The organism is Atlanticothrix silvestris CENA357, from assembly GCF_016056295.1.
Classification (GTDB): Bacteria; Cyanobacteriota; Cyanobacteriia; order Cyanobacteriales; family Nostocaceae; genus Atlanticothrix; species Atlanticothrix silvestris.
The window spans coordinates 1-22,380 of sequence record NZ_JAECZB010000037.1; the positions used below are offsets into that span (position 1 = coordinate 1).

Sequence of the window (22,380 nt, forward strand, 5' to 3'; positions counted from 1 at the left end):
ACAATGGGCGAATTAACTTTTTCTGCTCGCCTAGATTGCTACATCCTCTTTTTGTTAACAATAGCCAATAAACTGGAATAGCTCTTTTTTGTTCTATTAAACTAATGACGAACACATTTTCACCACGCCACTGTGTTCTATCAATCGCAAATATCAATTGTTTCTCCTGAGATTGTCTGCTGTTTTTAACCCATCTTTTGAGTAATGGAAACCAGATGTATTGAATTGATAACTCTGGCAGTAATAAAAATCTTTGGATGCTTCGTCGCCGACTCTCAAATTTTATCGGTTGGGGAAATACTGTCGCCAGCTTCTCAATTGTCACAGTTTTATGAAATTGTAACAGCATAATCAAGATTTCCAACATCTTGTACTGTGCGGGTGTCAGTACATTTTGAAAGCAGTTTTGGTAGAATTTAGGTAACATTATCATTTGATAGGTCTTGTTGAGAATACCTGACCTATCTTTTTTTACCCCAAAACAGTCACACTCTTGTATTTCCTGAGCTTCAGCCTCTTTGTCACCCCTTCAGCAAAATCAGTTGAATAAACTTCTTCACTTCTCAAATAAATACCATTGCCCACTCGTGCCGGAACATTAGCTCTACTCAACAAAAATGCTACTATTTGTGGGGTCGATTCTTGTTTTCTCAGGTTTCTACTAACAGCCTGAACCCTCGCCGCTAAAAACAAGGCGAAAAGTAAGGCATAAAAAGTACGCTTCACTGTTGCGCCTCCTGGGCTGGACAAGATGGGTCTTTAGTAAATGTCTGGGATGAATCAACAACCAATTTGCCTTTTTCGAGCATATTGCGTCCGATTAAGACTGGATAGTTGAAATCGTCGCGATCGGCAAGGTTTACTTCTTCCTCAATCCACTGACCCGCCACACAAAGTTTCATGCGTACTACCGGGCGACGAATATAGTCAGATTGGCGACTTTCAATCCGAACCCACCGCACGATAGGCAGTTCAAAAGTCTGTTTAACTCCATCTCCATCACTAAAGCGGAATTTAATCATGCCGCCGGATTCAGTTTCTTTACCGGGCTGTTCTAAAATATCAGCATTAATAGAGGTAGTCGTTGCACCTGTATCTAGCTTAACTTTCACCTCTTTTTCGACACCAGCAATTTTTCCCTTTTCTATCCAGCCAACAGTTTGATTTTGTTGTTGCGCTGAGTCAGTAGCTTTAGTTTCTTGTAAACTGCATCCTGCTCCCGGCAACAGACTGATGGAAATTACCAGCAAAAATTTTTTAACCGTATTTGGCGTAAACCAGTCGAATCTAATCCTCATGGGTAGCAAATATTTACTATAGACCGGACTCTATAGCCCATAAATAATATATTTTGTTACATTTATAACCAAATCATTCTAAAGGTTGATTTGACGAGTTTTTGAGGAGAAAAACCTGAAATTGGGGTTTAGAAGCCAGAAATTAACGCTTGTTACATTAGACATCTTGCATAAATACTTTGGTATTGCTGCAAATATCTTTAAAAGCTCGCGCAAAGGCAAGCCAGTGCGTTGGGTGGGTTCCCCGACTTGTAGCAACTGGCGCGCAAAGACGCAAAGGAGAACGCTAAATCAAGTTCTACATTTCAGTGTTTAAATATTCGTGCAATAGGTCTATTGACCTTAAATACTAAATTTCTGTTGCCAAGGGTTTGCAAGCTTCTTTTTTCAACTCCAGTTCTGAATTTTAAATGATAAAGCTTATGTATTGAATGAGTCTCCATATTGGCTTTTGGCGCTAGTCTCTATATTTTTAAGAGAAGACCACGCCAACTCGCTATAAACCCTCAAAACTAGCTTGACAAAGTACTATTTATGACTAACTTGCTATAATCAACGTTTAGTTTTCTGGAATATCCGGCGCTGAAGCTTTTTTTCACCAGATCTACGTAATGGTACTACTTCTGCTTCACTACTCTCGCGGGCTACCCGAATTAGCAACCCAGCAGCTACCAAACTGGCAATCATAGAATTACCACCATAACTAAACATAGGCAATGGTAAACCTGTAGTTGGTAGAGAACCTGTAGCCACACCAATATGCAGTAGTGATTGTCCTACCATCAAAATTGTCACACCGATTGCGACTAATCGATTCACTGGATTTTTCGCTTTAAGTGCCACGATTAATCCTAAAGTGGCAAATAAAGCTAAAAGTATCAACAACGTCATACTGCCAACAAATCCAAATTCTTCCGCGAATACGGCAAAAATAAAATCAGTATCTTGAATTGGTAAATAAAACAGCTTTTGTTGGGAAAGTCCATATCCAGCCCCCCAGGTTTTACCAGAACCTACCGCCAGTAAACTTTGTACCAGTTGGTATCCATCACCTGTAGCATCTGCCCAAGGATTGAGGAATGACATGACGCGTTTGCGCTGATATTCTTTAATACTAATACTGAGTGTCGCTAATAATATTCCCCCAAGGGCTGTTCCTCCCAAGTATTTGTACGGCAACCCCGCTGCTAAGGCAATTAGCCAAATAGTCATGCCGCAGAGTGCTGTTGTACTCAAGTTAGGCTGAGCAATAATTCCTAAAAGTACTAAACAAAATATACCCAGCCAAGTGAAGCGAACTCGCCAAGTCAGCCGTTCCCATTGTCCAAATAGTCGCGCACTTTGCAGTACCAAAAAGGGTTTAATCAATTCTGAAGGTTGAATTGGCACTGGCCCGATGGCTATCCAGCGCGCAGCATCAAAAGCTTTTTTGCCTAATCCTGGAATCAAGGTAACGAAAATTAACACCAAAAACAGTGCTAAAAACCAATGAGATACCTCCAAAATTTTCCGTAAGGGGAGATTAACAATAATGTTGAATCCGATTAAGGAAACTAAAACCCACAAAAGTTGGCGCTTAAAGTAATAAAGTCCATCACCTTGACGTGCATCAGCAACGACATAGGATGCCGAAAACAGCATAATCAATCCGACGAACAGCCAAATTAATGTTAACCAGCGCAGCAACCGTGCCTCTAACGCCCAGCTAGAGACAGAGTTATCAAAAATTGGAATCAGGCGGCGTAGATTCACGATTTATTACGGGTAATTAAAGTTAGGAGTTAGAAATAAAACTCATAATTTATAACTTATAACTCATAACTTGTAACTCATAATATGCGATCGCATGGTGAATTTAATTACACTACGCGGGTTAGTGGTTAGTGGTCAGTGGTCAGTTGTCAGTTGTCAGTTGTCAGTGGTTAGTTGGCAACTAATAAAACTCTATTGGTTAGGTCTGAGTCTATCCCGCCAAGAAGGTTGTGACGATGAACCAGAACTCTTGTTTTCAGCAGATGAAGAACTCCGAGATCTCGAAGGCGATTCTGATTCTACTCGTCTAGTTCTGCTTCTTCTTGAAGTAGATTCACTAGAACTTGATGCTTTGCTACGATAACTTCGCCGTCTTCTAGGTGACTCTGAAGGTGTATCGTTGTTTTGTTGATAACGCCTTCTACTCCTTCTAGATGAACCACTGTCATTAGTTGCCTCAGTATCTTCGTCTGAAGACAGGGAGCGATGAAGCACTTTTTTGGGCTTGATAGGTTTGGACTTAATGCTGCCTTTGCGACCCTCTAGCTTTGGTCTTTCGGGGAACTTTTCTACAGGCATTCCCTCAACCGCTTTTTCCATGAATTCATTCCAGGTATAAGCAGCACTACCACTGCTCCCCGCAGTGGGACGGTTGTCATCGTTACCCAACCAAACCCCTGTGACTAGTTGAGGAATGTAGCCAATGAACCATAAATCGCGTGCTTCATCAGATGTGCCAGTCTTTCCGGCTACAGGCCGATTACCTAATCGGGCGGCAGCACCTGTACCATTTTCTACAACGTTGCGTAACATCCAGGTCATGATCGCAGCACTACCAGCGTCAAGCACCCGCTTAGCTTGAAAATTTTTTGACCAAATTACCTGACCTTGGCGGTTAAGAATGCGTCGAATCCCATGAGATTCTGTGTGCAATCCTTGAGTGGCAAAACTACCATAAGCGCTGGTTAATTCCAATAGATTGACTTCATTCGAGCCGAGAGCTAAGGAATAGGTGGGCTTAAGTTCTGATTTAATCCCCATATTATGAGCCAGTTTAATCGTTGGTTCAAATCCCACATCGATTAATACCTTCACCGCAATTACATTGATAGAACGGGTGAGAGCATCTCGCATACTCATTGAACCTCGGAAGGTCTTACCGTAGTTTTTGGGCTCGTAGTCATCGACGACAAAAGGTGCATCCATATAGCCATCGTAGGGACTCTTCCCGGTGGCTATAGCTGTGGCATAAACAAAACCTTTAAATGTCGATCCTGGCTGACGTTGTGCCTGGGTGGCGCGATTAAACTGGTTTCTTCCAAAATCTTTTCCCCCAACCATAGCTTGAATTTCGCCATTACGGGGGTCAACGGCTACTAAGGCGGCTTGTTTAAAGTTCTCCCAGCGTCCTTGATTTCGCAACGTTTTAGCAACTGCTGCTTCCGCTAATTTTTGCCAATTGGGGTCTAGGGTAGTTTCTACAACTAAACCTCCGCTATTTAAAATATCAGGGGAAACGTACTTTGGTAATTCTTTTTGGATGTAGCTGGTAAAGTAGGGAGAATTTACTTGCAGTCGCTTGGGTAAACTACTTGTAAGGGTTAATGGTGCTTGAGTTGCTATCTGCCTTTGAGTTGCTGTGATCATTCCATCTTCGTGCATCCGCTGCAATACCAAGTTTCGCCGCTGTTTCGCAACTTCTGGATTCCGATCTGGTGAGTAGGAACTGGGTGCAGGAGCTAATCCGGCAATCATCGCCATTTCCGGTAAGGTGAGTTGATCCACCGTTTTACTGAAATATACCCAAGCAGCATCTGCTACACCATAAGCACCAGACCCTAAATAAACTAGATTCAAATAGCGCTCAAGAATCTGGTCTTTGGTCAATTCTTGCTCCATTTTTTGCGCCAAACGGACTTCTTTGAGTTTGCGCCAAATTGTTCGTTCTTGTTTTAAAAAAAGAATTCGTGCTACTTGCTGAGTGATAGTGCTACCACCTTCTATGACATTCTGCGATCGCAAGTTATTCCAACCTGCTCTAATAATCCCTTGAGGATCAATGCCATAATGTTGCTTAAACCTTCTGTCTTCTGAAGCTATGAAGGCTTTTTGCAGAGTATCAGGTATTTGATCTAGTCTTAGCGGTTCTCTAGTTGCTTCCCCTTGCTGTTGTAAGATGGTGCCGTCGACACCTTTGATCGTCAATGTTTGCTCTCGGACAACAGCTTTCAGTTCAGATTTATCTGGCAAAGTCCGATCTATTGATCCGAGAACGTAGGCAAAAGCAATAATTCCACCACTTACACTCAAGCCTGTCCAAAACCAGATGCGACGATAAAACGGTTTATCGCTGCTAGTTAACCTAGTAAATATACCAGATGAGACACCACTCACCTGACTCAATAACTGCCTTGCCCTCACAAGCTTCGTTGGTGGTAAGGTCTTATTTGTTGATTTCTCATTATCGTAATGATTACCAGGTTGCAATCGCGGTTCCTCCTTGTCAGAGTCACTTACATTAGTTGCTCGTTGCTTGAACTAGGAGGTAGGCTTACCCACGTCAGTTCCTTGCTCAAAGTAGCTGACACCTAACCACCATGTAACCATTTTGGGGTTAGCGCACCACGTTTGTGTTAGTATAATAGCCTATAAATAGTTAACTAAATTCATTGATACATAATGTTTTTTTAAATTGTTCTATTTTTATTTTTTTAAAATAAAACAGTAGTTTTATTGTAGTTTCTAAGACCTATAAGACTATATAAAAACACTTGGTAAAAATGTGACAAAGGATGCAATAACGCACCCAGAGAGTGCTTTGTTCAAGGCAAGTGGGATGATCCCCAACTGTGAGCGAAGCGCAATTGCTCTTGGTAGTAATATGGGCAATTCCGAAAAAATTTTAGCCGCAGCGATCAATATATTAGCTAAAACACCTGGTATTGTTTTACAAGCTAAATCTAGTTTGTACCAGACTAAAGCAGTAGGGCCACCGCAGCCAGATTACTTAAATGGCTGCGTTATTTTGCAAGTAGAAATGCCACCACAGCAATTGTTAAATACCCTATTAGCAATAGAACAGAAATTTGGGCGAGTACGGCGGGAACGTTGGGGACCGCGATCGCTAGATTTGGATTTGTTACTATATGATGACTTAATTTGGAATACGCCAACCCTCCAGATTCCTCATCCTCGAATGCGAGAGCGAGCTTTTGTATTAGTGCCACTTGCAGAAATTGCCCCAGATTGGTTAGAACCAGTTTCTGGGTGTGCTATCAAAGATCTGGTGAAAGAGGTAGACTGTTCTGATGTACATTTATTGCAGGGCGCTTAAAATTACTACCCAATAAAAGCACAAAACGCTGGTTTGACTACCAATCACAGTGTTTATATCGGTATTAAAGATAACAAAATTTTATTATGCCATTAGGTAGAGAATTACCACAACTGCTGAAGCAACGCTTGTTTTATAAGGGACGCAAGTTTGATTTTGAAGTGAATCGCTTGCGTTTGCCCAATAAATCAGAAGGAGAATGGGAGTGTGTTCGTCACCCTGGTGGCGCTCTAGCTGTGCCCATAACAGCAGAGGGAAAACTTGTACTTGTACGCCAATATCGTTTTGCAATTCAAGGACGCTTATTAGAATTTCCTGCAGGTACTGTAGAATCAGCTGAAGAACCCTTAGAAACAATACAACGTGAAATTGCCGAAGAAACTGGCTATAGCGCCCAAAAATGGGACAAATTAGGAGAATTTTTCTTGGCTCCTGGCTATTCTGACGAAATTATCTATGCCTTTCTCGCGCGAGATTTAGAAAAACTAGATATACAACCAGATGGTGATGAAGATGAAGACATCGAAACTGTGCTGTTGACTCCCGAAGAGCTAGAAAAAGCTATTCTCCAAGGAGAGCCAGTAGATGCTAAATCAATTACTAGCTTTTTTCTGGCTCGTCCTTTTTTGCTTTAAATTGCGTAGTAAGCACTTTAGTCCTTATTTTTTTAGCACTAAAGTGCTTACTACAGATCCTCAAAACTAACTTGACAAAGTAGTAGGTTAACTAAATATCAACTTTAAGTTTGCACCCACTGCTTGGGTTAGGTTAGGCTGCATAATAAATAGGGGCAGGTTTTAAACCCACCCCTATCGCTTTTGATATATTCCGCCCAATGGCTGCTGCTATAGGCTTTAAACTATCAACCAAATTCACCATATCTTCCAAAGAAAGTGCTTGACGGGCATCAGAAACAGATTTTTCTGGCTCTGGGTGACACTCAATAATTAACCCATCTGCCCCACAAGCTATCGCAGCCTTTGCCATAGGTGCTACTAGTTCCCGCTTACCTACAGCATGAGAAGGATCTACAATCACTGGTAAGTGAGTTATTTGCTTGAGAGCTGCTACTGCCGCTAAATCTAGAACATTGCGGGTGTAATTATCAAAGCTGCGGATACCTCGTTCGCACAACACTACATCAGGATTGCCGTGGCTTAAGATATATTCAGCCGCCATGACGAATTCTTCAATTGTCGCTGCTAAACCACGCTTCAAAAGTATCGGTTTCCCAGCTTGTCCCAAAGCTTTCAGTAAATCAAAATTTTGCATATTGCGACTGCCAATCTGAAGCATATCAGCATGGGCAGCGACTACTTCGATTTGGGAAATTGACATGACTTCGGTAATGACTGGAATATTGTAACGCGATCGCACTTTTGCTAAAACCTCCAATCCTTCCTCTCCCATTCCCTGGAAAGCATAGGGAGAGGTACGGGGTTTATAGACACCACCACGTAATGCTTGTACAGATGCAGCAGATAGCTTTTGGGCAACTGTCTCCATTTGTTCTAAACTTTCCACAGCGCAAGGGCCTCCAATGATGACTAATTCTTCACCACCGAAGGCAACTGTTTGTGAGAGTTTAACAATTGTTTGGTGGCTAGAATGAGATTGTTTAGCAAGTTTGGCGTTAATCATGATTCTCATTAATTGGGGATTGGGCATTGGGCATGGGGCACTTGTACTGAGCGTCTTGCCTTGAGCGCAGTCGAAAGGAGCCGAAGTATGGGGCATGGGGAAAAAGGCAATAGGCAATAGGCAAGAGTTATTTAGTTATTGCTCCTCTGCTCCTCTGCTCCCCTGCTTTTCCCTGCCTCTTTCTTAGTCCCTAGCTTTTAGTAACAACAAAAAAGCCCGGAACCTTTAAGTTCCGGGCGCGTTCTGATTCATCAGCATGACGCTATTTACCCGGAACTTGCTCTGGGCCAAAAGTAAAAACCATAAAACCAGCTACTGAAATAGGTCATCACAATGAAATTTTGCTCCTTAAAACACAAAAACCGCAGAGTTTGCTCTGCGGTTCACCGGGCGGTTTCCATTCGGAAACTTCATTCACTCCCGGTGAACCGCCTTGAACCAAAAATAAAAGTAGTAACTGCTGCTGAACATTTGTAGGGTAATGGGCTAAAAATTTAATGTACACCTTTACTTAAAGTAAGAATAACAGAAGAAATTGGTAGCGTCAAGACCCGCACAACACTAAAAAAAAGCGATAGACTCATTACAACTCTGGCAATAAAGACTTTTTGCTTGTTGGCATAGGCAAGGAACGATTTGTGAATAGACGTTACCAGATTTACATAAATTATATTTTTAGGTAAGGGGTCATCAAAATCATCGCTGATTAAATCTCAAAAAATTTGATTTAAATACTCATAACTATCGCTCACAGCGCAGAATGAAAATTTCTCTTTTCATGCCCCATTCTGCATCTACTCGATCAACTTTTGAGTACAACTTAGTTTCATTATGCCCAGTTCCAAAATCTTAACCACATCTTTTGACTATCAAGGACTTTACCCCTGCCCAGTCTGTCGGATAGGTAAGATTTCTCAGATGCCATTGATGGAGGCTATGGCTTGTGACTTTTGCCATGAAATTTTTACCGTCAACCTAGAACAACAGCAAATCAAGATGCCTTCTCGACAACCTCCCTTGGTTTGGCGTTGGAATGGCTTTAACTGGAATGAAGCTCAATTAGAAGGCGTGGAATTGGGTTGGGGTTATGGGCTAGCAGCAATTGCTTTTGTATTGTTTCCTACAACTTTAATAGGTATAGTAGCTTACTACTTTCCCCCAACATTAAATGCTCCTATTACCTGGATGCCATATATCTGGACAGGATTAACTTTTTTATCACATTTAGCAATTATTTTTTGGATTTTTATTGAAGTTTATCAAATTCCCGTTGCAGCATATTTGAGAGCAATGAATCGATGGAGAAATCGAGAAATGGGCAGATAAAAATAGTAATTCAAAAGTAAAACAGACATGAAAATCTTATCTATTTAAAAAACTCAGTACAACTCGCAAAGTCTTGTTTTCTATTGCCTATCCCCTGTTCTTACCCACGTAAGTAAGTTCTCCAAATCAAAACGGACTGCCATAGCATTTTGGGGTATGCCAACAAAAGAGTTATTGATGGACTTAGTTTGCTGCGCTACGCTTGTATAATATTTGGATATCAGCTTACGCCTACGCAAGTAGCTGCTACAGAACTTCCTAGTTCTAAATTTTGGTCAAACACCCCCAAGCATATCAAAGTGTTTTTTCTCTAAACCTATATATCAAAAAACACATAGCATCAAAAATTAAGCCGATAGAGGGTTGCACACTCATAATTAATTTGATTGTCCACTAAAACACCTTATGAGCGAGCTGGAGCAGTATTATAGAATATTAGAGTTAGAACCTGGGGCGACACTTGAAGAAGTGAACCAGGCTTACAAAGACTTGGTTTTTGTGTGGCATCCTGATCGTATTCCCAGAGAAAATACACGCTTACACAAGAAGGCACAAGAAAAGCTAAAAGCAATTAATGAAGCTCGCGATCAATTACGCTCTTTGAGTGTTAAACATCAAACCTTTTATAATTCTCCATCACCTCAACCAAAAAAATCATCTTCATATCAACCGAGAAGATCATCTTCTCCTCAACCAAAAACATCATCTGCAAACAATAATCAACCACCAAAGCAAAACCCTGATTTGAGTGGTAAAGATTTCAGTCAAGCCAATTTAAGCAATAAAGATTTATCGGGCAGAAACCTCAGTTATGCTAACTTGAGTGGTGCTGATCTGAGTGATACTTTTATGCACAAAGTTAATCTTAGAGGCGCAAATTTATCAGAAGCCAATTTATTTAGAGCCAACTTACTTTTAGCCGATATGAGGGAAGTAAATTTGCGTTCTGCTAACTTGATTGGTGCTGATCTCAGTGGTGCCGATTTGCGTGGAGCTGACTTAACCGGAGCGCGTATCCGTTCTGGTGAACGCCTTCTGGTAAAAATGATTGGTACTAATTTGGCTGGTGCTATTATGCCTGATGGTGCTATTCATACTTAATCACTCCTTCGTAGATACGGCGATTTGTTGCGTCTTTGTGATCTATCAAAGAGCTTTAGCCAAACCGTATTGATTCAACGCCCATCTATGAAGGAAACATTTGAATACAGTGATTATACTACCTTTTAGCATAATTTGAATAGATGAATTGGGATTACATGCTTGAGTCATTAATCAAAAACTCTTGTAATATTGACTTTAGACTTTGGGCGTTGTGTCTAAATTATTATGAATATTGCAATTATCGGTTGTGGCTATGTTGGTTGTGCAGTTGCTCAATATTGGCAGCAAAAAATGACTTTTGTAGTTACTGCCACTACAACTACTCCTGAGCGTGTCCCAAAACTACAAACAATAGCTCAACAAGTTGTAGTAACTCAAGGAAATGACCTAGAAAAGCTCAAATCATTACTACAAAATCAAGATATTGTACTGTTGAGTGTCGGTGCAAAAGGTGCTAATTCTTATAGAGAAGCCTATATCAGTACTGCCAAAACCTTAGTTTCAATTTTACCGCATATACCCAGTATTAAACAACTGATATATACAGGAAGTTATTCAGTTTATGGCGCTCAAGATGGGGCATGGGTAGATGAAGAAATGCCAGCGAGTCCGGCTAATATCAATGGGGAAATTCTGCAAGAAACTGAAGAAATCTTGTTAGCAGCGTCAAGGGAAAATCTCCGTGTTTGTATTTTAAGATTAGGTGGCATTTATGGACCTAATAGAAAGCTAATCAAAATATTTAGTAAAGCCCCTGGTACAACTCGTCCTGGTAATGGTGACGATGTGACAAATTGGATTCACCTAGATGATATTGTTGCAGCAATAGAATTTGTTCGTCAACACCGCTTGCAAGGCATTTATAATTTAGTAAATGATGCACATCTGACTAGTCGTGAATTACTAGATACTTTATTTGAAAAACATAATTTACCCCAAGTTATATGGGATTCTTCTATGAAGAGTAACCGCCCATATAACGCTAAAGTATCCAATCAAAAGATTAAAGCAGCTGGATACAAATTAATTCATCCACAGATGATTTTTTAGCAGAAATAACTCGAAAATATGCAACCATCTCCTGTGGCTAACACACTCAATCTCACAGCGTCTCCAACCCAATTTTATACTTGGCAGAATTATCGCTGTGCCTATGAACTACATCAACCTACTAATTCCACACATGAAGGCATTCCCTTGCTGTTAATTCACCCAATTGGTGTGGGATTATCGCGGCAATTTTGGCAGCGCTTTTGTGGTAAATGGTATTCTACAGGTTATCGTAATCCCATTTACAATCCTGATTTATTGGGATGCGGTGAAAGTGATATGCCATCTGTGGCTTACACTCCCCAAGATTGGGCAGAACAATTGCATTACTTTTTACAATCAGTGGTGCAGAAACCTGTAATTGTGGTAGTACAAGGTGCTTTATTGCCAGTTGCTATTGAATTAGTTCAAAAAGAATTAAATTTAATTGCCGGGTTGATACTTGCTGGCCCTCCGGCTTGGCCTGTAATCACTAAGAAATCACCAGAATGGCAGCAGAAACTGATTTGGAATATTTTAGATTCGCCTTTTGGTAATGCTTTTTATCGCTATGCACGCACGTCCAAATTTTTGCGTTCTTTCTCAACTCGTCAGCTTTTTGGTTCCGAAGATGCTGTTGATGCAGAGTGGTTAAATACTTTGGTTTTAGGTGCAGAAAATACTACTAGTCGTTATGCAGTATTTTCTTTTTTAGCTGGCTTTTGGCGGCAAAATTATGCTAAAAATCTTACTGTTATTAAGCAACCAACCCTAGTAGTTGTAGGGGAAACAGCATCAAGTATTAGCAAAGAAGGTAAACAAGAAACACCTGATGAACGCTTGGTTGACTATCTTGCTTGTTTACCTCAAGGGCGGGGAATTAAATTACCAGGGCGAAATGTGTTGCCTTATGAATCAACTGTAGAATTTGTAGCAGCGATCGCACCATTCATTGCTGAATTTTCTTAAAACAAGCTAAATGATCTTCTCAACAGCGCTGCTGAATTGTTCATAAGGAGAAACTCCCACGATAGTTTCTTTCAGTTCACCATTCTTGAAAATTAAAACTGCTGGAATGCTACGAAGACCAAATCTTTTGAAAATTGGCTTGTTATTGTCGATATCTACTTTAACGACCTTGGCGCGGCCTTTGAATTCTTCAGCAAGTTGATCCATTAACGGGCTGATGAGGCGACAAGGTCCACACCAAGTAGCAGTAAAGTCAACAACAACCACTGCTTCTTTACTTAAAAGGGAATCAAATTCACTTTCTTGAACATAAGCAACTAGGTCAGCAGATATTTTGTCAGTAGACATTTTTAATTCTCCAGTGTCAAATGAAAATTTGAGTAAAAAGCTGATTGTATAAACTATACCCTCTTCTGCTACAAGATTTTGAGGCTTTATTTTTTGTGTAAGTATTAACTAAATTGTTACGCTAGATATCTAGTCATGTAAATTTTTCTTGAAAACGTAAAGTTCCAGTACAAAAAATTCAACTTAATAAACAGTATCAAAATGCAACTTGCTCGTGTATTGCCTATTGTTTACCGCATTCTCCAACCCAATTTTCCCAATTGTCTTTGGAGTGGCGATCGCCATTCTCAAGCGATCGCCCTCACATTTGATGATGGCCCCCATCCCCAATACACGCCCCAAGTGTTGCAAGTGTTAGACAATTACAACATTAAAGCTAGTTTTTTTTGGTTGGGTGCTTGTGTTAACCGTTCACCAGCACTTGCTAAAGCAGTCAGCGATCGTGGACACTGGATAGGATTGCATGGCTATGATCATCGTTCTTTTCCGGTACTTTCTCCCAGTGAGCTTAAGGAGAGTTTAGGAGAAACCCAAGCTGCAATCTACAATGCCTGTAATTTGCTACCCGAACAAGTGCGTGATGTTCGGCCGCCCAATGGTTTATTTACACCTAAAACTTTAAAGTTATTCTCACAGTGGAATTATCGTCCAGTTATGTGGAGTGTTGTACCTGAAGACTGGGTACTACCCGGAGTGACTACCGTAGTCCAGCGAGTTCTCAACCAAGTACAAAATGGCTCATTGATCGTCTTACATGATGGTGCTTGTGGTGGACAAGACGTTGCTGCAACAATAAATATCCTGATTCCTCAGTTACTAAAACGAGGCTATCAATTTGTGACAGTTGATACTCTATGGCAACAAGACAAATTTCATGAAATTAAAAGAAAAAGGCCGTGAAATATCATATTTCACGGCTTTTAATGTGGTGTGAGGAGTTTAACTATTAATCATCATAAAGTAATTTTACAGTAGCAATAGAGTCGTAACAATTTTGGTAACAGATTTATTTGGCGATGCCAATTATAAAAAAGAATAAGACAGATAGACCGTCTGTAGAAACGCGATTAATTAAGTCTCTACACAAATAGGTAAAAATCTCAACCTTCCTACAATAAAGCTTTAGGTAATTCAGCAATGCCTAACATACCCTACAGAAATTGTATTTTTACTTTATAAATTACCTATGAGAGTAACTAAATTTATTTACGAAAAGAGGTAAAAATACTTGAAGCGAGAAGGTGCAAGCCATAAAGTTTTAATGCGTTATTATCCAAATCCACGCCAGTTCTCTCAAGTCGGGAAACCCGCCCATGAGACTGGCTCCCTAATTTTAATTAGGGGGATTTCTCTGTTCTGTTTTAACATTCTTCACATTAGTTATCACCACAATGTTTACTGTTAAATAATTCAACTAGGCGACTGAAGGTTTACAATATTAGAAAAAACTTGATTGCAAGGTGACTCCAACAGCCGTGAATTATCATGGGGCAATGCCACAACGCAGTGAACCAACTTATTACTCCCTGCTAGGATTGCATCCCTCGGCATCGGTAATAGATATTCGTCGTGCTTATCGGGAACTGAGCAAACGCTACCATCCCGATACTACAGATTTACCTGCTGCCTTAGCTACTACAAAATTTCAGCAAATCAACGAAGCCTATGCCACTCTTAGCAGTCCAGAACGGCGACAAAGTTATGACCTGAAAATCGGCTATTCCCGCTTTACAGTAATTCAAGCGCCCTCTGACTTAAACCATCCTGTTTCCCATTCTTATAAATGGTCAAAATCAGCTTACTTGGATGCAAGCGATCGCCCCCTATCATCTGGTGAAATCTTTGCTTTATTTATTCTGGTGTTGACCTTTGTAGGTTGTTTACTGCTAGCAGTTGCTATTGGCTTAACTCGTGGAGAGGCTGCTTTTGAAACGCAACTTCTGCAACCACCCCCCGCAGTTCAACAGCAGGTTTCCCAACTATCTCAACCGACTAGTCCGTGGGAAATGAAAAATTTCAATTGAAAAATTATCTCATCTTAAGTCAAAATCTAAAATTACTATGTCTATTATTTCTGCTGATACCCCCCTATACAGTCATTCCCTACCCCAAATTGAGGAATGGCTCAAAGATCAAGGCTGTCAGCAAGATGAAACACAGCTGCATTGCTGGCACTTACAGCAGTCTACTTGGCAAGCTGAATTGTGGCTTGATATTGATCAAATCGTAGTGCGATATATCCAAGCTGGCGACAATGGACAAGATATCCAACGCTCATTCAAATATTCTCTAAGTCGGGAAGATATAGAACAAGCAGTTTTTTCTGGGCCATAAATATAGGGGCTAGGGGTTAGGGGCTAGGGATAAAAAATTACGAATTACGAATTACGAATTACGAATTACGCGCAGCGGTACTAATCCCTATCCTCTCATACCTTCCCAAATCTTCGCTCCCTTTGTTGGTAGGCGCATAAGGCGCGGTGAAACTCGGTGCGGTCAAAATCTGGCCAAAGAGTATCAGTGATATAAATTTCTCCATAAGCCATTTGCCACAGTAGGAAATTCGAGAGCCGCATTTCCCCGCTAGTACGAATTAATAAATCTGGGTCTGTAATTCCTGCTGTATATAAATGTTTTTCAAAAATTTCTTCATCAATTTGATCAGGTTCTAGTAGACCTTGCTGAACTTTTTGAGCGATCGCCCGACAAGCTTGTAAAATTTCCTGTCGTCCACCATAATTGGTTGCCACAGAAAACCGGATAGCGCGGTTATTTTTGGTTTCTTCCATAGAACGGGAAATTTCTTGTTGGAGCGATCGCGGCAAAGCCTGCAAATTTCCCACAAACTTGATTTGAACGTTCTCCTCGACCATTTCCCGCAGTTCTTGGCGTAAAACTTTTTGGAACAAAGTCATCAAAAAATCTACTTCTTCCTGGGGTCTTTTCCAGTTTTCGGTTGAAAAAGCATAAGCCGTTAATGCTTGAATTCCCCAATCCTTACAGCAATGGAGCAAATCCTTCAAAGCATCTACTCCTCGCTTATGTCCCATAATTCGAGGTAGACCTTGACGTTTAGCCCATCGACCATTGCCATCCATAATTACCGCAACATGTTGGGGCAGTAGTTCTCGTTTTAAATCAGGAGGTAATTCTTGCAGTTCTGTTTGTTGTGCTGTCATTTTTTATCTCGAGGGGCGGTCGATGGTAATCCGAGTAAACGCGAAACTAGTGTTAGTGCCTTACCACCAATCTGACGACCCAAACTTAATAAACCAGGAGCAACAGCTTCCCGATCTACAGTTGGCGACAATCGAGCTTCTAATGACTCTTTCAGCTTCCTAATCGTCAGCGGTCTATTTAGGATTCCCCTTTCCGCTAAGGAAATAGAACCAGTTTCTTCTGATACAACGACACAAATACAATTTTCGACCCGTTCAGTAATTCCCATCGCTGCCCGATGGCGTGTTCCCAACTGGCGCGAGGCTGTGCGTCCCGAAAGTGGTAAAATTATACCTGATGATACAATCCGTGAGCCACGGATTAAAGTTGCTCCATCATGCAACAAAGTTTTTGGTTGAAAAATCGTCTGTATTAGTTCCTTAGAAACATCAGCATTTAGTTTCACTCCGGGCACAGAAAAATCTCGCTCGTCAATCGGACCAGTTGTTTCCAAAATCAGCAAAGCTCCAATTCGGTTTTTCGATAGTTCTTTAACCGCATCAACAATTTCATCAATCACACTATCAGACTTAGGGATTGTTAAATTGGACGATTGAAATAACTGCCGAAATTCACCACGTCCCAATTGTTCTAAAAATCGGCGAAACTCTGACTGGAGAGCTACTGCCATCGCCACAGCACAGCCAATTACCAACTTTTCTAATACAAAATTTAGCAGTGGTAGACCTAATCTACCACTGAGTGCTGAAGCTAGCATTAAGATAATAAATCCCCGTACCATCCACAGTGTTCGGCGCTCACTAATAATGACCAGTATCATGTACGTCAGCGCCAGCACTAACACGATATCGAGAGTCCCAAGCAGCAAGGACTGCGACCATCCCAGGTTTGTCAGCCATTGCTTCCACCAATCTCTCATGACATCTGGTGTGAAAGGATGAAGTGTGAAGTATGTTCGCGTAGCGTCTTTGACAAAAGAAGTATGAAAGATATTCGCTTAGCATCTTTGATCACAGAAGGATGAAGTATGAAGTTATAAAGTATGAAGTTGAAAATTTTCATTCTTATCCTTCAGGCTTAAGCTTTTATCCTTCAACCTTCTTGAGTCTTTCTGGCAGGCGATCTTGTCGAATCAAGTCTTCGTAAGTTTCGCGTTGCAAAATTAAATTTGCTTCGCCGCTTGCCACTACAACTGCTGCTGGTCGGGGCAAGCGGTTATAGTTAGATGCCATACTGTAATTGTACGCACCAGTTCCCATAACTACGAGAATATCTCCTGGTTCGGTTTTTGGCAGTTGGGCATTTTTAATGAGAATATCTCCTGATTCGCAATGTTTACCAGCAATTGTGACTGTTTCTGTAAGGGGAGCAGACATTTTATTGGCAACTACTGCCCGATAAACTGACTGATAAGTAATTGGGCGCGGATTATCTGACATTCCGCCATCAACAGCTACATAGGTACGAATTTCGGGAATAGTTTTAGATGAGCCAATAGTGTAAGCCGTAACACAGGCTGTGGCAACTAGCGATCGCCCAGGTTCAGAGAGTAACTTGGGTAAAGGTAAATTTTCGGCAACACAAGTTGTTTGGACTATTTCACAAATTGCTTTTACCCACTCATCAATGCTAGGTGGATCATCTGATTCTATATACTTAATCCCTAAACCACCACCAACATTTAGTTCTGTAACATTGAGGCCATAATTGGCTGCATCTCTTAACCACTGCACCATTACCGCAGCTAAATCTTGATGGGGTTGGCGTTCAAAAATTTGGGAACCAATGTGAGCATGTAACCCTACGCAATTGAGAGCAGGTTGCTGACTAACAAAGGCAAAAACCTCATCTAAATCGTTAGGATCAAAGCCAAATTTGCTGTCTAAATGTCCTGTGCGGATGTATTCGTGGGTGTGACACTCAATTCCTGGTGTGAGCCGAAGCATGATACGGGGTCGTAAAGACGTTACATGTGTCCCTACAATATCTACCAAAGCGTGTAACTCATCCCAGTTATCCGCCACGATAGTGACACCAGACTGAATTGCTAAAGCTAATTCTTCACGAGATTTATTATTACCGTGAAGATAGATTTTATCAGGACTAACACCTGCACTCAAAGCGGTGTAGAGTTCTCCCCCGGAGACTACATCGATTCCTAGTCCTTCCGATGCGGCGATCGCGCAAACAGTTAAACAGTTCCATGCTTTAGAAGCATACAATACTTGAGATTCACCTTTGTAGTATTGCCTGAAAGCATCTCGGTATTGCTGACAAGCCAAACGTAAAGTCTCTTCATCTAAAATATATAAAGGTGAGCCAAATTGCTGCACTAGGGTTGTGACATCACACCCACCAATTTCCAGGAAGCCATGACTATTCACTTGGGTAGTCATGGGTAAAAGTTCCTGATTGGGCGAAAGATTAGCGTTTGTGCTGCGCTTTTGAGGTAAATACTGAGTCCCAGTATGTTGAACCCCAGTGGGGTGAGTCGATACCATAACTGTAAAGTTGTCCTTGCTCAAATTACGGGCGTGAGTAAGTCTCCCGATTCTCAGTTTACAAAGGGTTTGCTATCTTATTCAAATAAATGTGATTTCATTAGACTTAAAATTACAATCACTGACATCAAAGGATCTAAGTGCAATCTTAGAACTTGATCAAGCCTGTTTTGGTGGATTATGGACTATGGAGGGCTACCAAAGAGAGCTGGACAGTCCTAATAGTGATTTACTCGGTTTATTTTCTCCTATATCTAGGACAAAACTGCTGGGAATGGGTTGTTTTTGGTCAATTTTAGAAGAAGCACACATTACCATTTTGGCAGTTCATCCCCAATATCACCGCCAAGGTTTGGGACAGGTTTTACTGTATTCTCTGCTCAAAACAGCGAGCGATCGCGGCTTAGAACGAGCGACCCTCGAAGTCCGAGCCTCTAACTTGGCGGCAATTTCTTTGTATCAGAAATTTGGCTTCAAAACAGCCGGAAGGCGGCGACGTTACTACCAAGATAATGGTGAGGATGCCCTAATTCTCTGGCGTTCGGATTTACAACAGCCACAATTCCAAGCAACTTTGGCAGACTGGTATACCAAGGTTAGTCAGCAGTTGAGCAAATCTGCTTGGCAGCTAAGTTGAATTAGGGGCTAGGGGCTAATATTCTGTCAATCAATAATTGACAAATGAATTTTCTGTAGAAACGGCGATTTATCGCGTCTCGCCAACCATCAAAATGAATTTGACAAAACACTAGGGGATTTTGGAAGGAAACTGCTTCTTTATTAGTCAGAATGTTGATTATTGCTGATTCACCTCCAAGGGCAATTAGTCATGAGCTAATGTATCCCAGTCTTTAAGTCAACTCTGCTTTAGGAAAGTATCAGCAACAATGCTGGTCTTAGTGTCAATATTTGGACACCTAACTTAATAAAAAATGAATTTTTATGCCCTATTTTTTATTAAAATATTTAATCAATTATTTTTTTTTCTTTTAAAAAAGATATTGATTCCCGGTATTCTTGACTTTTAAATATTAAGTATGGTATTGATTACTATTTGTGACTGCTAAAAATCTTATTATCCTACGACAGTCTGATGTGTATAGTCAACCCTAAAAACGCTGGAAAAATCAAGCTCCTCAGTACAGCAGGCACATCAAAAGTAATAAATAATCAGCAACTACCCCATTACTGTGGGTGATGCTTCTTGGATGTCTATAATCTTTATACAGGCATCCAAAAGCTTAGCCTGTGCTAAAATCAGCGTACCGGCACGACGCAGGTGATGGGAAAAATGCCATGTTTGAACGCTTCACAGAAAAAGCCATTAAGGTAATCATGCTGGCCCAAGAAGAGGCCCGCCGCTTAGGTCACAACTTCGTCGGAACCGAACAGATCCTCCTGGGTCTAATTGGGGAAGGAACGGGAGTTGCAGCCAAAGTGTTGAAATCAATGGGTGTCAATCTTAAAGATGCCCGCATTGAGGTAGAAAAAATCATAGGCCGGGGTTCGGGCTTTGTTGCCGTGGAAATACCGTTTACGCCACGGGCAAAGCGAGTTCTGGAATTATCCTTAGAAGAAGCGCGCCAATTAGGGCATAACTACATTGGCACCGAGCATCTGCTGTTGGGCCTGATCCGGGAAGGGGAAGGTGTGGCAGCCAGGGTGCTAGAAAACCTAGGGGTGGATCTATCGAAGGTAAGAACCCAAGTTATCCGAATGCTGGGAGAGACAGCAGAGGTTTCAGCTACTGGGCAATCGGGGCGCACCAAAACTCCAACCTTGGATGAATTTGGCTCGAACCTCACCCAAATGGCGACCGACAACAAGCTCGACCCAGTGGTAGGACGCGCCAAAGAAATTGAACGGGTGATTCAAATTTTGGGTCGCCGGACTAAAAATAATCCAGTACTGATTGGTGAACCAGGGGTTGGTAAAACAGCGATCGCTGAAGGTTTAGCGTCACGCATTGCCAACAAAGATGTCCCCGACATCCTGGAAGATAAGCGCGTAGTCACACTGGATATTGGCTTACTCGTAGCAGGTACCAAGTACCGGGGTGAATTTGAAGAACGCCTCAAAAAAATCATGGATGAAATCCGTTCTGCGGGTAATGTCATTCTGGTGATTGATGAGGTACACACCCTAATTGGTGCAGGTGCGGCAGAGGGCGCTATTGATGCGGCAAATATCCTCAAGCCGGCTTTGGCTAGAGGTGAATTGCAGTGTATTGGTGCTACAACCCTCGATGAATACCGCAAGCACATCGAGCGAGATGCAGCTTTAGAGCGCCGCTTCCAACCAGTCATGGTGGGTGAGCCGACAGTCGATGAAACAATTGAAATCTTGCATGGGTTACGTGAGCGCTACGAGCAACACCACAAGCTGAAAATCTCCGATGAAGCTTTGGTAGCAGCGGCAAAACTGTCTGATCGTTACATTAGCGATCGCTACTTGCCAGACAAAGCCATCGATTTAATTGATGAAGCTGGTTCTCGTGTGCGTTTGATTAACTCCCAACTGCCACCAGCAGCGAAAGAGTTAGACAAAGAACTGCGGCAAATCTTAAAAGAAAAAGATGATGCAGTTCGTTCCCAAGACTTTGACCGAGCTGGGGAACTACGCGATCGCGAAATGGAAATCAAAGCCGAAATCCGGGCGATCGCTCAAAGCAAAACTACTGCTTCCGGTACAGAAGGCGAAGAACCTGTAGTTACTGAAGAAGACATTGCTCATATTGTCGCTTCCTGGACAGGCGTACCGGTGAACAAACTCACCGAATCCGAATCCGAGAAGCTGCTGCACATGGAAGACACCTTGCATCAGCGGCTAATTGGACAAGAAGAAGCTGTAAAAGCAGTTTCACGAGCAATTCGTCGCGCTCGTGTCGGTTTGAAAAATCCCAACCGACCGATTGCTAGCTTTGTCTTCTCCGGGCCTACCGGGGTTGGTAAAACCGAGTTAGCGAAATCCTTGGCATCTTACTTCTTCGGTTCTGAAGAAGCCATGATCCGCCTGGATATGTCGGAATATATGGAGCGTCATACCGTCAGTAAATTGATTGGTTCGCCTCCTGGTTATGTTGGTTATAACGAAGGCGGTCAGCTGACCGAAGCTGTAAGACGGCGACCTTACACTGTGGTGCTGTTCGATGAAATCGAAAAAGCCCACCCCGATGTCTTCAACATGCTGCTGCAAATCTTAGAAGACGGACGGTTAACCGATGCCAAAGGTCGCACCGTTGACTTTAAGAATACCTTGCTGATATTAACTTCCAACATTGGTTCTAAGGTAATTGAAAAAGGTGGCGGCGGTATCGGCTTTGAGTTCGCCGATGATGTTACCGAATCAGCTTACAACCGGATTCGCTCCTTGGTGAACGAAGAACTGAAGCAGTACTTCCGTCCAGAGTTCCTCAATCGATTGGATGAAATTATCGTCTTCCGTCAATTGAGTAAGCCTGAAGTGACACAAATCGCCGAAATCATGCTGAAAGAAGTGTTTGGTCGTCTGACTGAAAAGGGTATTACCTTGGAAGTTACTGATCGCTTCAAAGACCGCTTGATTACTGAAGGTTACAGTCCCAGCTACGGCGCAAGGCCGCTACGCCGAGCGATTATGCGCTTGTTGGAAGATAGCCTAGCGGAAGAAATTCTGTCTGGTCGCATCAAAGATGGCGATACAGCGATCGTTGATGTGGATGAAAATGGCGTTGTGCAAGTTAGTTCTCAACAGCGTCGGGAATTGTTACCCCAAGGTGTTGAGTCGTAGTTAAAGTTTGGGATTAAATCTCAAGTTTAAAAATTAGTAAACGGTAGAAGATAACTTTCTCTACCGTTTTTTTATAACGATTCTCACATTCATGAAGTCAAACCAGAAATCATTAACCGGAATGTTAAAT

General features: G+C 41.7%; 19 protein-coding genes and 1 pseudogene. 11 read left to right on the forward strand and 9 right to left on the reverse strand.

Translation table 11 applies throughout. The annotated features are described in order from the left end of the window. The 4 genes and pseudogenes from I8751_RS14620 to I8751_RS14635 form a co-directional block, all read right to left on the reverse strand. A pseudogene (locus I8751_RS14620) lies at positions 1-349 on the reverse strand (IS4 family transposase); the annotation flags it as partial. 373 nt (positions 350-722) lie between these two features. Continuing rightward, entirely contained in the window at positions 723-1,298 is a 576-nt protein-coding gene (locus I8751_RS14625) for an ATP-dependent zinc protease family protein (protein ID WP_214439884.1), read from the reverse strand. A 552-nt stretch (positions 1,299-1,850) separates the two neighbouring features. Beyond that, positions 1,851-3,050, reverse strand: a complete 1,200-nt coding sequence (locus I8751_RS14630; protein ID WP_214439885.1) for an FtsW/RodA/SpoVE family cell cycle protein — start codon at positions 3,048-3,050, stop codon at positions 1,851-1,853. A gap of 192 nt (positions 3,051-3,242) precedes the next feature. Further along, the gene (locus I8751_RS14635; protein WP_214439886.1) at positions 3,243-5,537 is read right to left on the reverse strand and encodes a transglycosylase domain-containing protein; all 2,295 of its coding nucleotides are present in this window, start codon (positions 5,535-5,537) and stop codon (positions 3,243-3,245) included. A 349-nt stretch (positions 5,538-5,886) separates the two neighbouring features. Between I8751_RS14635 and folK the strand changes: the two genes are divergently transcribed. Both folK and I8751_RS14645 read left to right on the forward strand, forming a co-directional pair. Then, on the forward strand, positions 5,887-6,384 hold the full coding sequence (gene folK, locus I8751_RS14640; protein ID WP_214439907.1) for a 2-amino-4-hydroxy-6-hydroxymethyldihydropteridine diphosphokinase: 498 nt from the start codon (positions 5,887-5,889) through the stop codon (positions 6,382-6,384). Between the two features lie 86 nt (positions 6,385-6,470). Then, positions 6,471-7,019, forward strand: a complete 549-nt coding sequence (locus I8751_RS14645) for an NUDIX hydrolase (RefSeq protein WP_214439887.1) — start codon at positions 6,471-6,473, stop codon at positions 7,017-7,019. 133 nt (positions 7,020-7,152) lie between these two features. Here I8751_RS14645 and aroF read toward each other — a convergent pair whose 3' ends face one another. Then, the gene (aroF, locus tag I8751_RS14650; protein ID WP_214439888.1) at positions 7,153-8,025 is read right to left on the reverse strand and encodes a 3-deoxy-7-phosphoheptulonate synthase; all 873 of its coding nucleotides are present in this window, start codon (positions 8,023-8,025) and stop codon (positions 7,153-7,155) included. Between the two features lie 831 nt (positions 8,026-8,856). On the opposite strand from aroF, the gene I8751_RS14655 reads away from it, so the two are divergent. From I8751_RS14655 to I8751_RS14670, 4 genes are all read left to right on the forward strand, one after another. Further along, complete coding sequence (locus I8751_RS14655) at positions 8,857-9,351, forward strand: hypothetical protein (protein WP_214439889.1); 495 nt, start codon at positions 8,857-8,859, stop codon at positions 9,349-9,351. A gap of 405 nt (positions 9,352-9,756) precedes the next feature. Further along, positions 9,757-10,452, forward strand: a complete 696-nt coding sequence (locus I8751_RS14660; RefSeq protein WP_214439890.1) for a pentapeptide repeat-containing protein — start codon at positions 9,757-9,759, stop codon at positions 10,450-10,452. A gap of 228 nt (positions 10,453-10,680) precedes the next feature. Next, positions 10,681-11,505, forward strand: coding sequence for an SDR family oxidoreductase (locus I8751_RS14665; RefSeq protein ID WP_214439891.1), 825 nt, complete (start codon positions 10,681-10,683; stop codon positions 11,503-11,505). An 18-nt stretch (positions 11,506-11,523) separates the two neighbouring features. After that, positions 11,524-12,453 (forward strand): alpha/beta fold hydrolase, encoded by a 930-nt coding sequence (locus tag I8751_RS14670; protein WP_214439892.1) that lies wholly within the window; start codon positions 11,524-11,526, stop codon positions 12,451-12,453. A 6-nt stretch (positions 12,454-12,459) separates the two neighbouring features. Here I8751_RS14670 and trxA read toward each other — a convergent pair whose 3' ends face one another. Next, positions 12,460-12,801: a thioredoxin gene (gene trxA, locus I8751_RS14675; protein WP_214439893.1), complete on the reverse strand. Its 342-nt coding sequence runs from the start codon at positions 12,799-12,801 to the stop codon at positions 12,460-12,462. Positions 12,802-13,002: 201 nt separating this feature from the next. On the opposite strand from trxA, the gene I8751_RS14680 reads away from it, so the two are divergent. The 3 genes from I8751_RS14680 (at position 13,003) to I8751_RS14690 (ending at position 15,135) form a co-directional block, all read left to right on the forward strand. Then, entirely contained in the window at positions 13,003-13,701 is a 699-nt protein-coding gene (locus I8751_RS14680; protein ID WP_214439894.1) for a polysaccharide deacetylase family protein, read from the forward strand. 593 nt (positions 13,702-14,294) lie between these two features. Beyond that, positions 14,295-14,825 (forward strand): J domain-containing protein, encoded by a 531-nt coding sequence (locus tag I8751_RS14685; protein WP_214439908.1) that lies wholly within the window; start codon positions 14,295-14,297, stop codon positions 14,823-14,825. Positions 14,826-14,862: 37 nt separating this feature from the next. Next, positions 14,863-15,135 (forward strand): DUF3143 domain-containing protein, encoded by a 273-nt coding sequence (locus I8751_RS14690; RefSeq protein WP_214439895.1) that lies wholly within the window; start codon positions 14,863-14,865, stop codon positions 15,133-15,135. A 95-nt stretch (positions 15,136-15,230) separates the two neighbouring features. On the opposite strand, the gene uppS is transcribed toward I8751_RS14690, so the two are convergent. The 3 genes from uppS to lysA form a co-directional block, all read right to left on the reverse strand. Continuing rightward, positions 15,231-15,980 carry a polyprenyl diphosphate synthase gene (gene uppS / locus I8751_RS14695; protein WP_214439896.1) on the reverse strand — a complete coding sequence of 250 codons (750 nt, stop codon included), beginning with the start codon at positions 15,978-15,980 and terminating at the stop codon, positions 15,231-15,233. Then, positions 15,977-16,900 (reverse strand): diadenylate cyclase CdaA, encoded by a 924-nt coding sequence (gene cdaA / locus I8751_RS14700; protein ID WP_214439897.1) that lies wholly within the window; start codon positions 16,898-16,900, stop codon positions 15,977-15,979. Before cdaA ends, uppS begins: the two co-directional genes overlap by 4 nt. A 166-nt stretch (positions 16,901-17,066) precedes the next feature. Next, on the reverse strand, positions 17,067-18,482 hold the full coding sequence (gene lysA / locus I8751_RS14705) for a diaminopimelate decarboxylase (RefSeq protein WP_214439898.1): 1,416 nt from the start codon (positions 18,480-18,482) through the stop codon (positions 17,067-17,069). 91 nt (positions 18,483-18,573) lie between these two features. Between lysA and rimI the strand changes: the two genes are divergently transcribed. Continuing rightward, a complete protein-coding gene (gene rimI, locus I8751_RS14710) occupies positions 18,574-19,119 on the forward strand; it encodes a ribosomal protein S18-alanine N-acetyltransferase (RefSeq protein ID WP_214439899.1) in 546 nt (181 codons plus the stop codon). A 659-nt stretch (positions 19,120-19,778) separates the two neighbouring features. Further along, positions 19,779-22,250: an ATP-dependent Clp protease ATP-binding subunit gene (locus tag I8751_RS14715; RefSeq protein ID WP_214439900.1), complete on the forward strand. Its 2,472-nt coding sequence runs from the start codon at positions 19,779-19,781 to the stop codon at positions 22,248-22,250. Positions 22,251-22,380: the final 130 nt, after the last annotated feature.

Excerpts from the sequence above, each read along its gene's own strand:
- aroF (WP_214439888.1), bottom strand. The coding sequence starts at position 8,025 with ATGATTAACGCCAAACTTGCTAAACAATCTCATTCTAGCCACCAAACA.
- cdaA (WP_214439897.1), bottom strand. The coding sequence starts at position 16,900 with ATGAGAGATTGGTGGAAGCAATGGCTGACAAACCTGGGATGGTCGCAG.
- I8751_RS14655 (WP_214439889.1), top strand. The coding sequence starts at position 8,857 with ATGCCCAGTTCCAAAATCTTAACCACATCTTTTGACTATCAAGGACTT.
- I8751_RS14685 (WP_214439908.1), top strand. The coding sequence starts at position 14,295 with ATGCCACAACGCAGTGAACCAACTTATTACTCCCTGCTAGGATTGCAT.
- I8751_RS14670 (WP_214439892.1), top strand. The coding sequence starts at position 11,524 with ATGCAACCATCTCCTGTGGCTAACACACTCAATCTCACAGCGTCTCCA.
- I8751_RS14665 (WP_214439891.1), top strand. The coding sequence starts at position 10,681 with ATGAATATTGCAATTATCGGTTGTGGCTATGTTGGTTGTGCAGTTGCT.
- I8751_RS14715 (WP_214439900.1), top strand. The coding sequence starts at position 19,779 with ATGTTTGAACGCTTCACAGAAAAAGCCATTAAGGTAATCATGCTGGCC.
- I8751_RS14690 (WP_214439895.1), top strand. The coding sequence starts at position 14,863 with ATGTCTATTATTTCTGCTGATACCCCCCTATACAGTCATTCCCTACCC.
- trxA (WP_214439893.1), bottom strand. The coding sequence starts at position 12,801 with ATGTCTACTGACAAAATATCTGCTGACCTAGTTGCTTATGTTCAAGAA.
- folK (WP_214439907.1), top strand. The coding sequence starts at position 5,887 with ATGATCCCCAACTGTGAGCGAAGCGCAATTGCTCTTGGTAGTAATATG.
- I8751_RS14645 (WP_214439887.1), top strand. The coding sequence starts at position 6,471 with ATGCCATTAGGTAGAGAATTACCACAACTGCTGAAGCAACGCTTGTTT.
- I8751_RS14660 (WP_214439890.1), top strand. The coding sequence starts at position 9,757 with ATGAGCGAGCTGGAGCAGTATTATAGAATATTAGAGTTAGAACCTGGG.
- uppS (WP_214439896.1), bottom strand. The coding sequence starts at position 15,980 with ATGACAGCACAACAAACAGAACTGCAAGAATTACCTCCTGATTTAAAA.
- lysA (WP_214439898.1), bottom strand. The coding sequence starts at position 18,482 with ATGGTATCGACTCACCCCACTGGGGTTCAACATACTGGGACTCAGTAT.
- I8751_RS14625 (WP_214439884.1), bottom strand. The coding sequence starts at position 1,298 with ATGAGGATTAGATTCGACTGGTTTACGCCAAATACGGTTAAAAAATTT.
- I8751_RS14680 (WP_214439894.1), top strand. The coding sequence starts at position 13,003 with ATGCAACTTGCTCGTGTATTGCCTATTGTTTACCGCATTCTCCAACCC.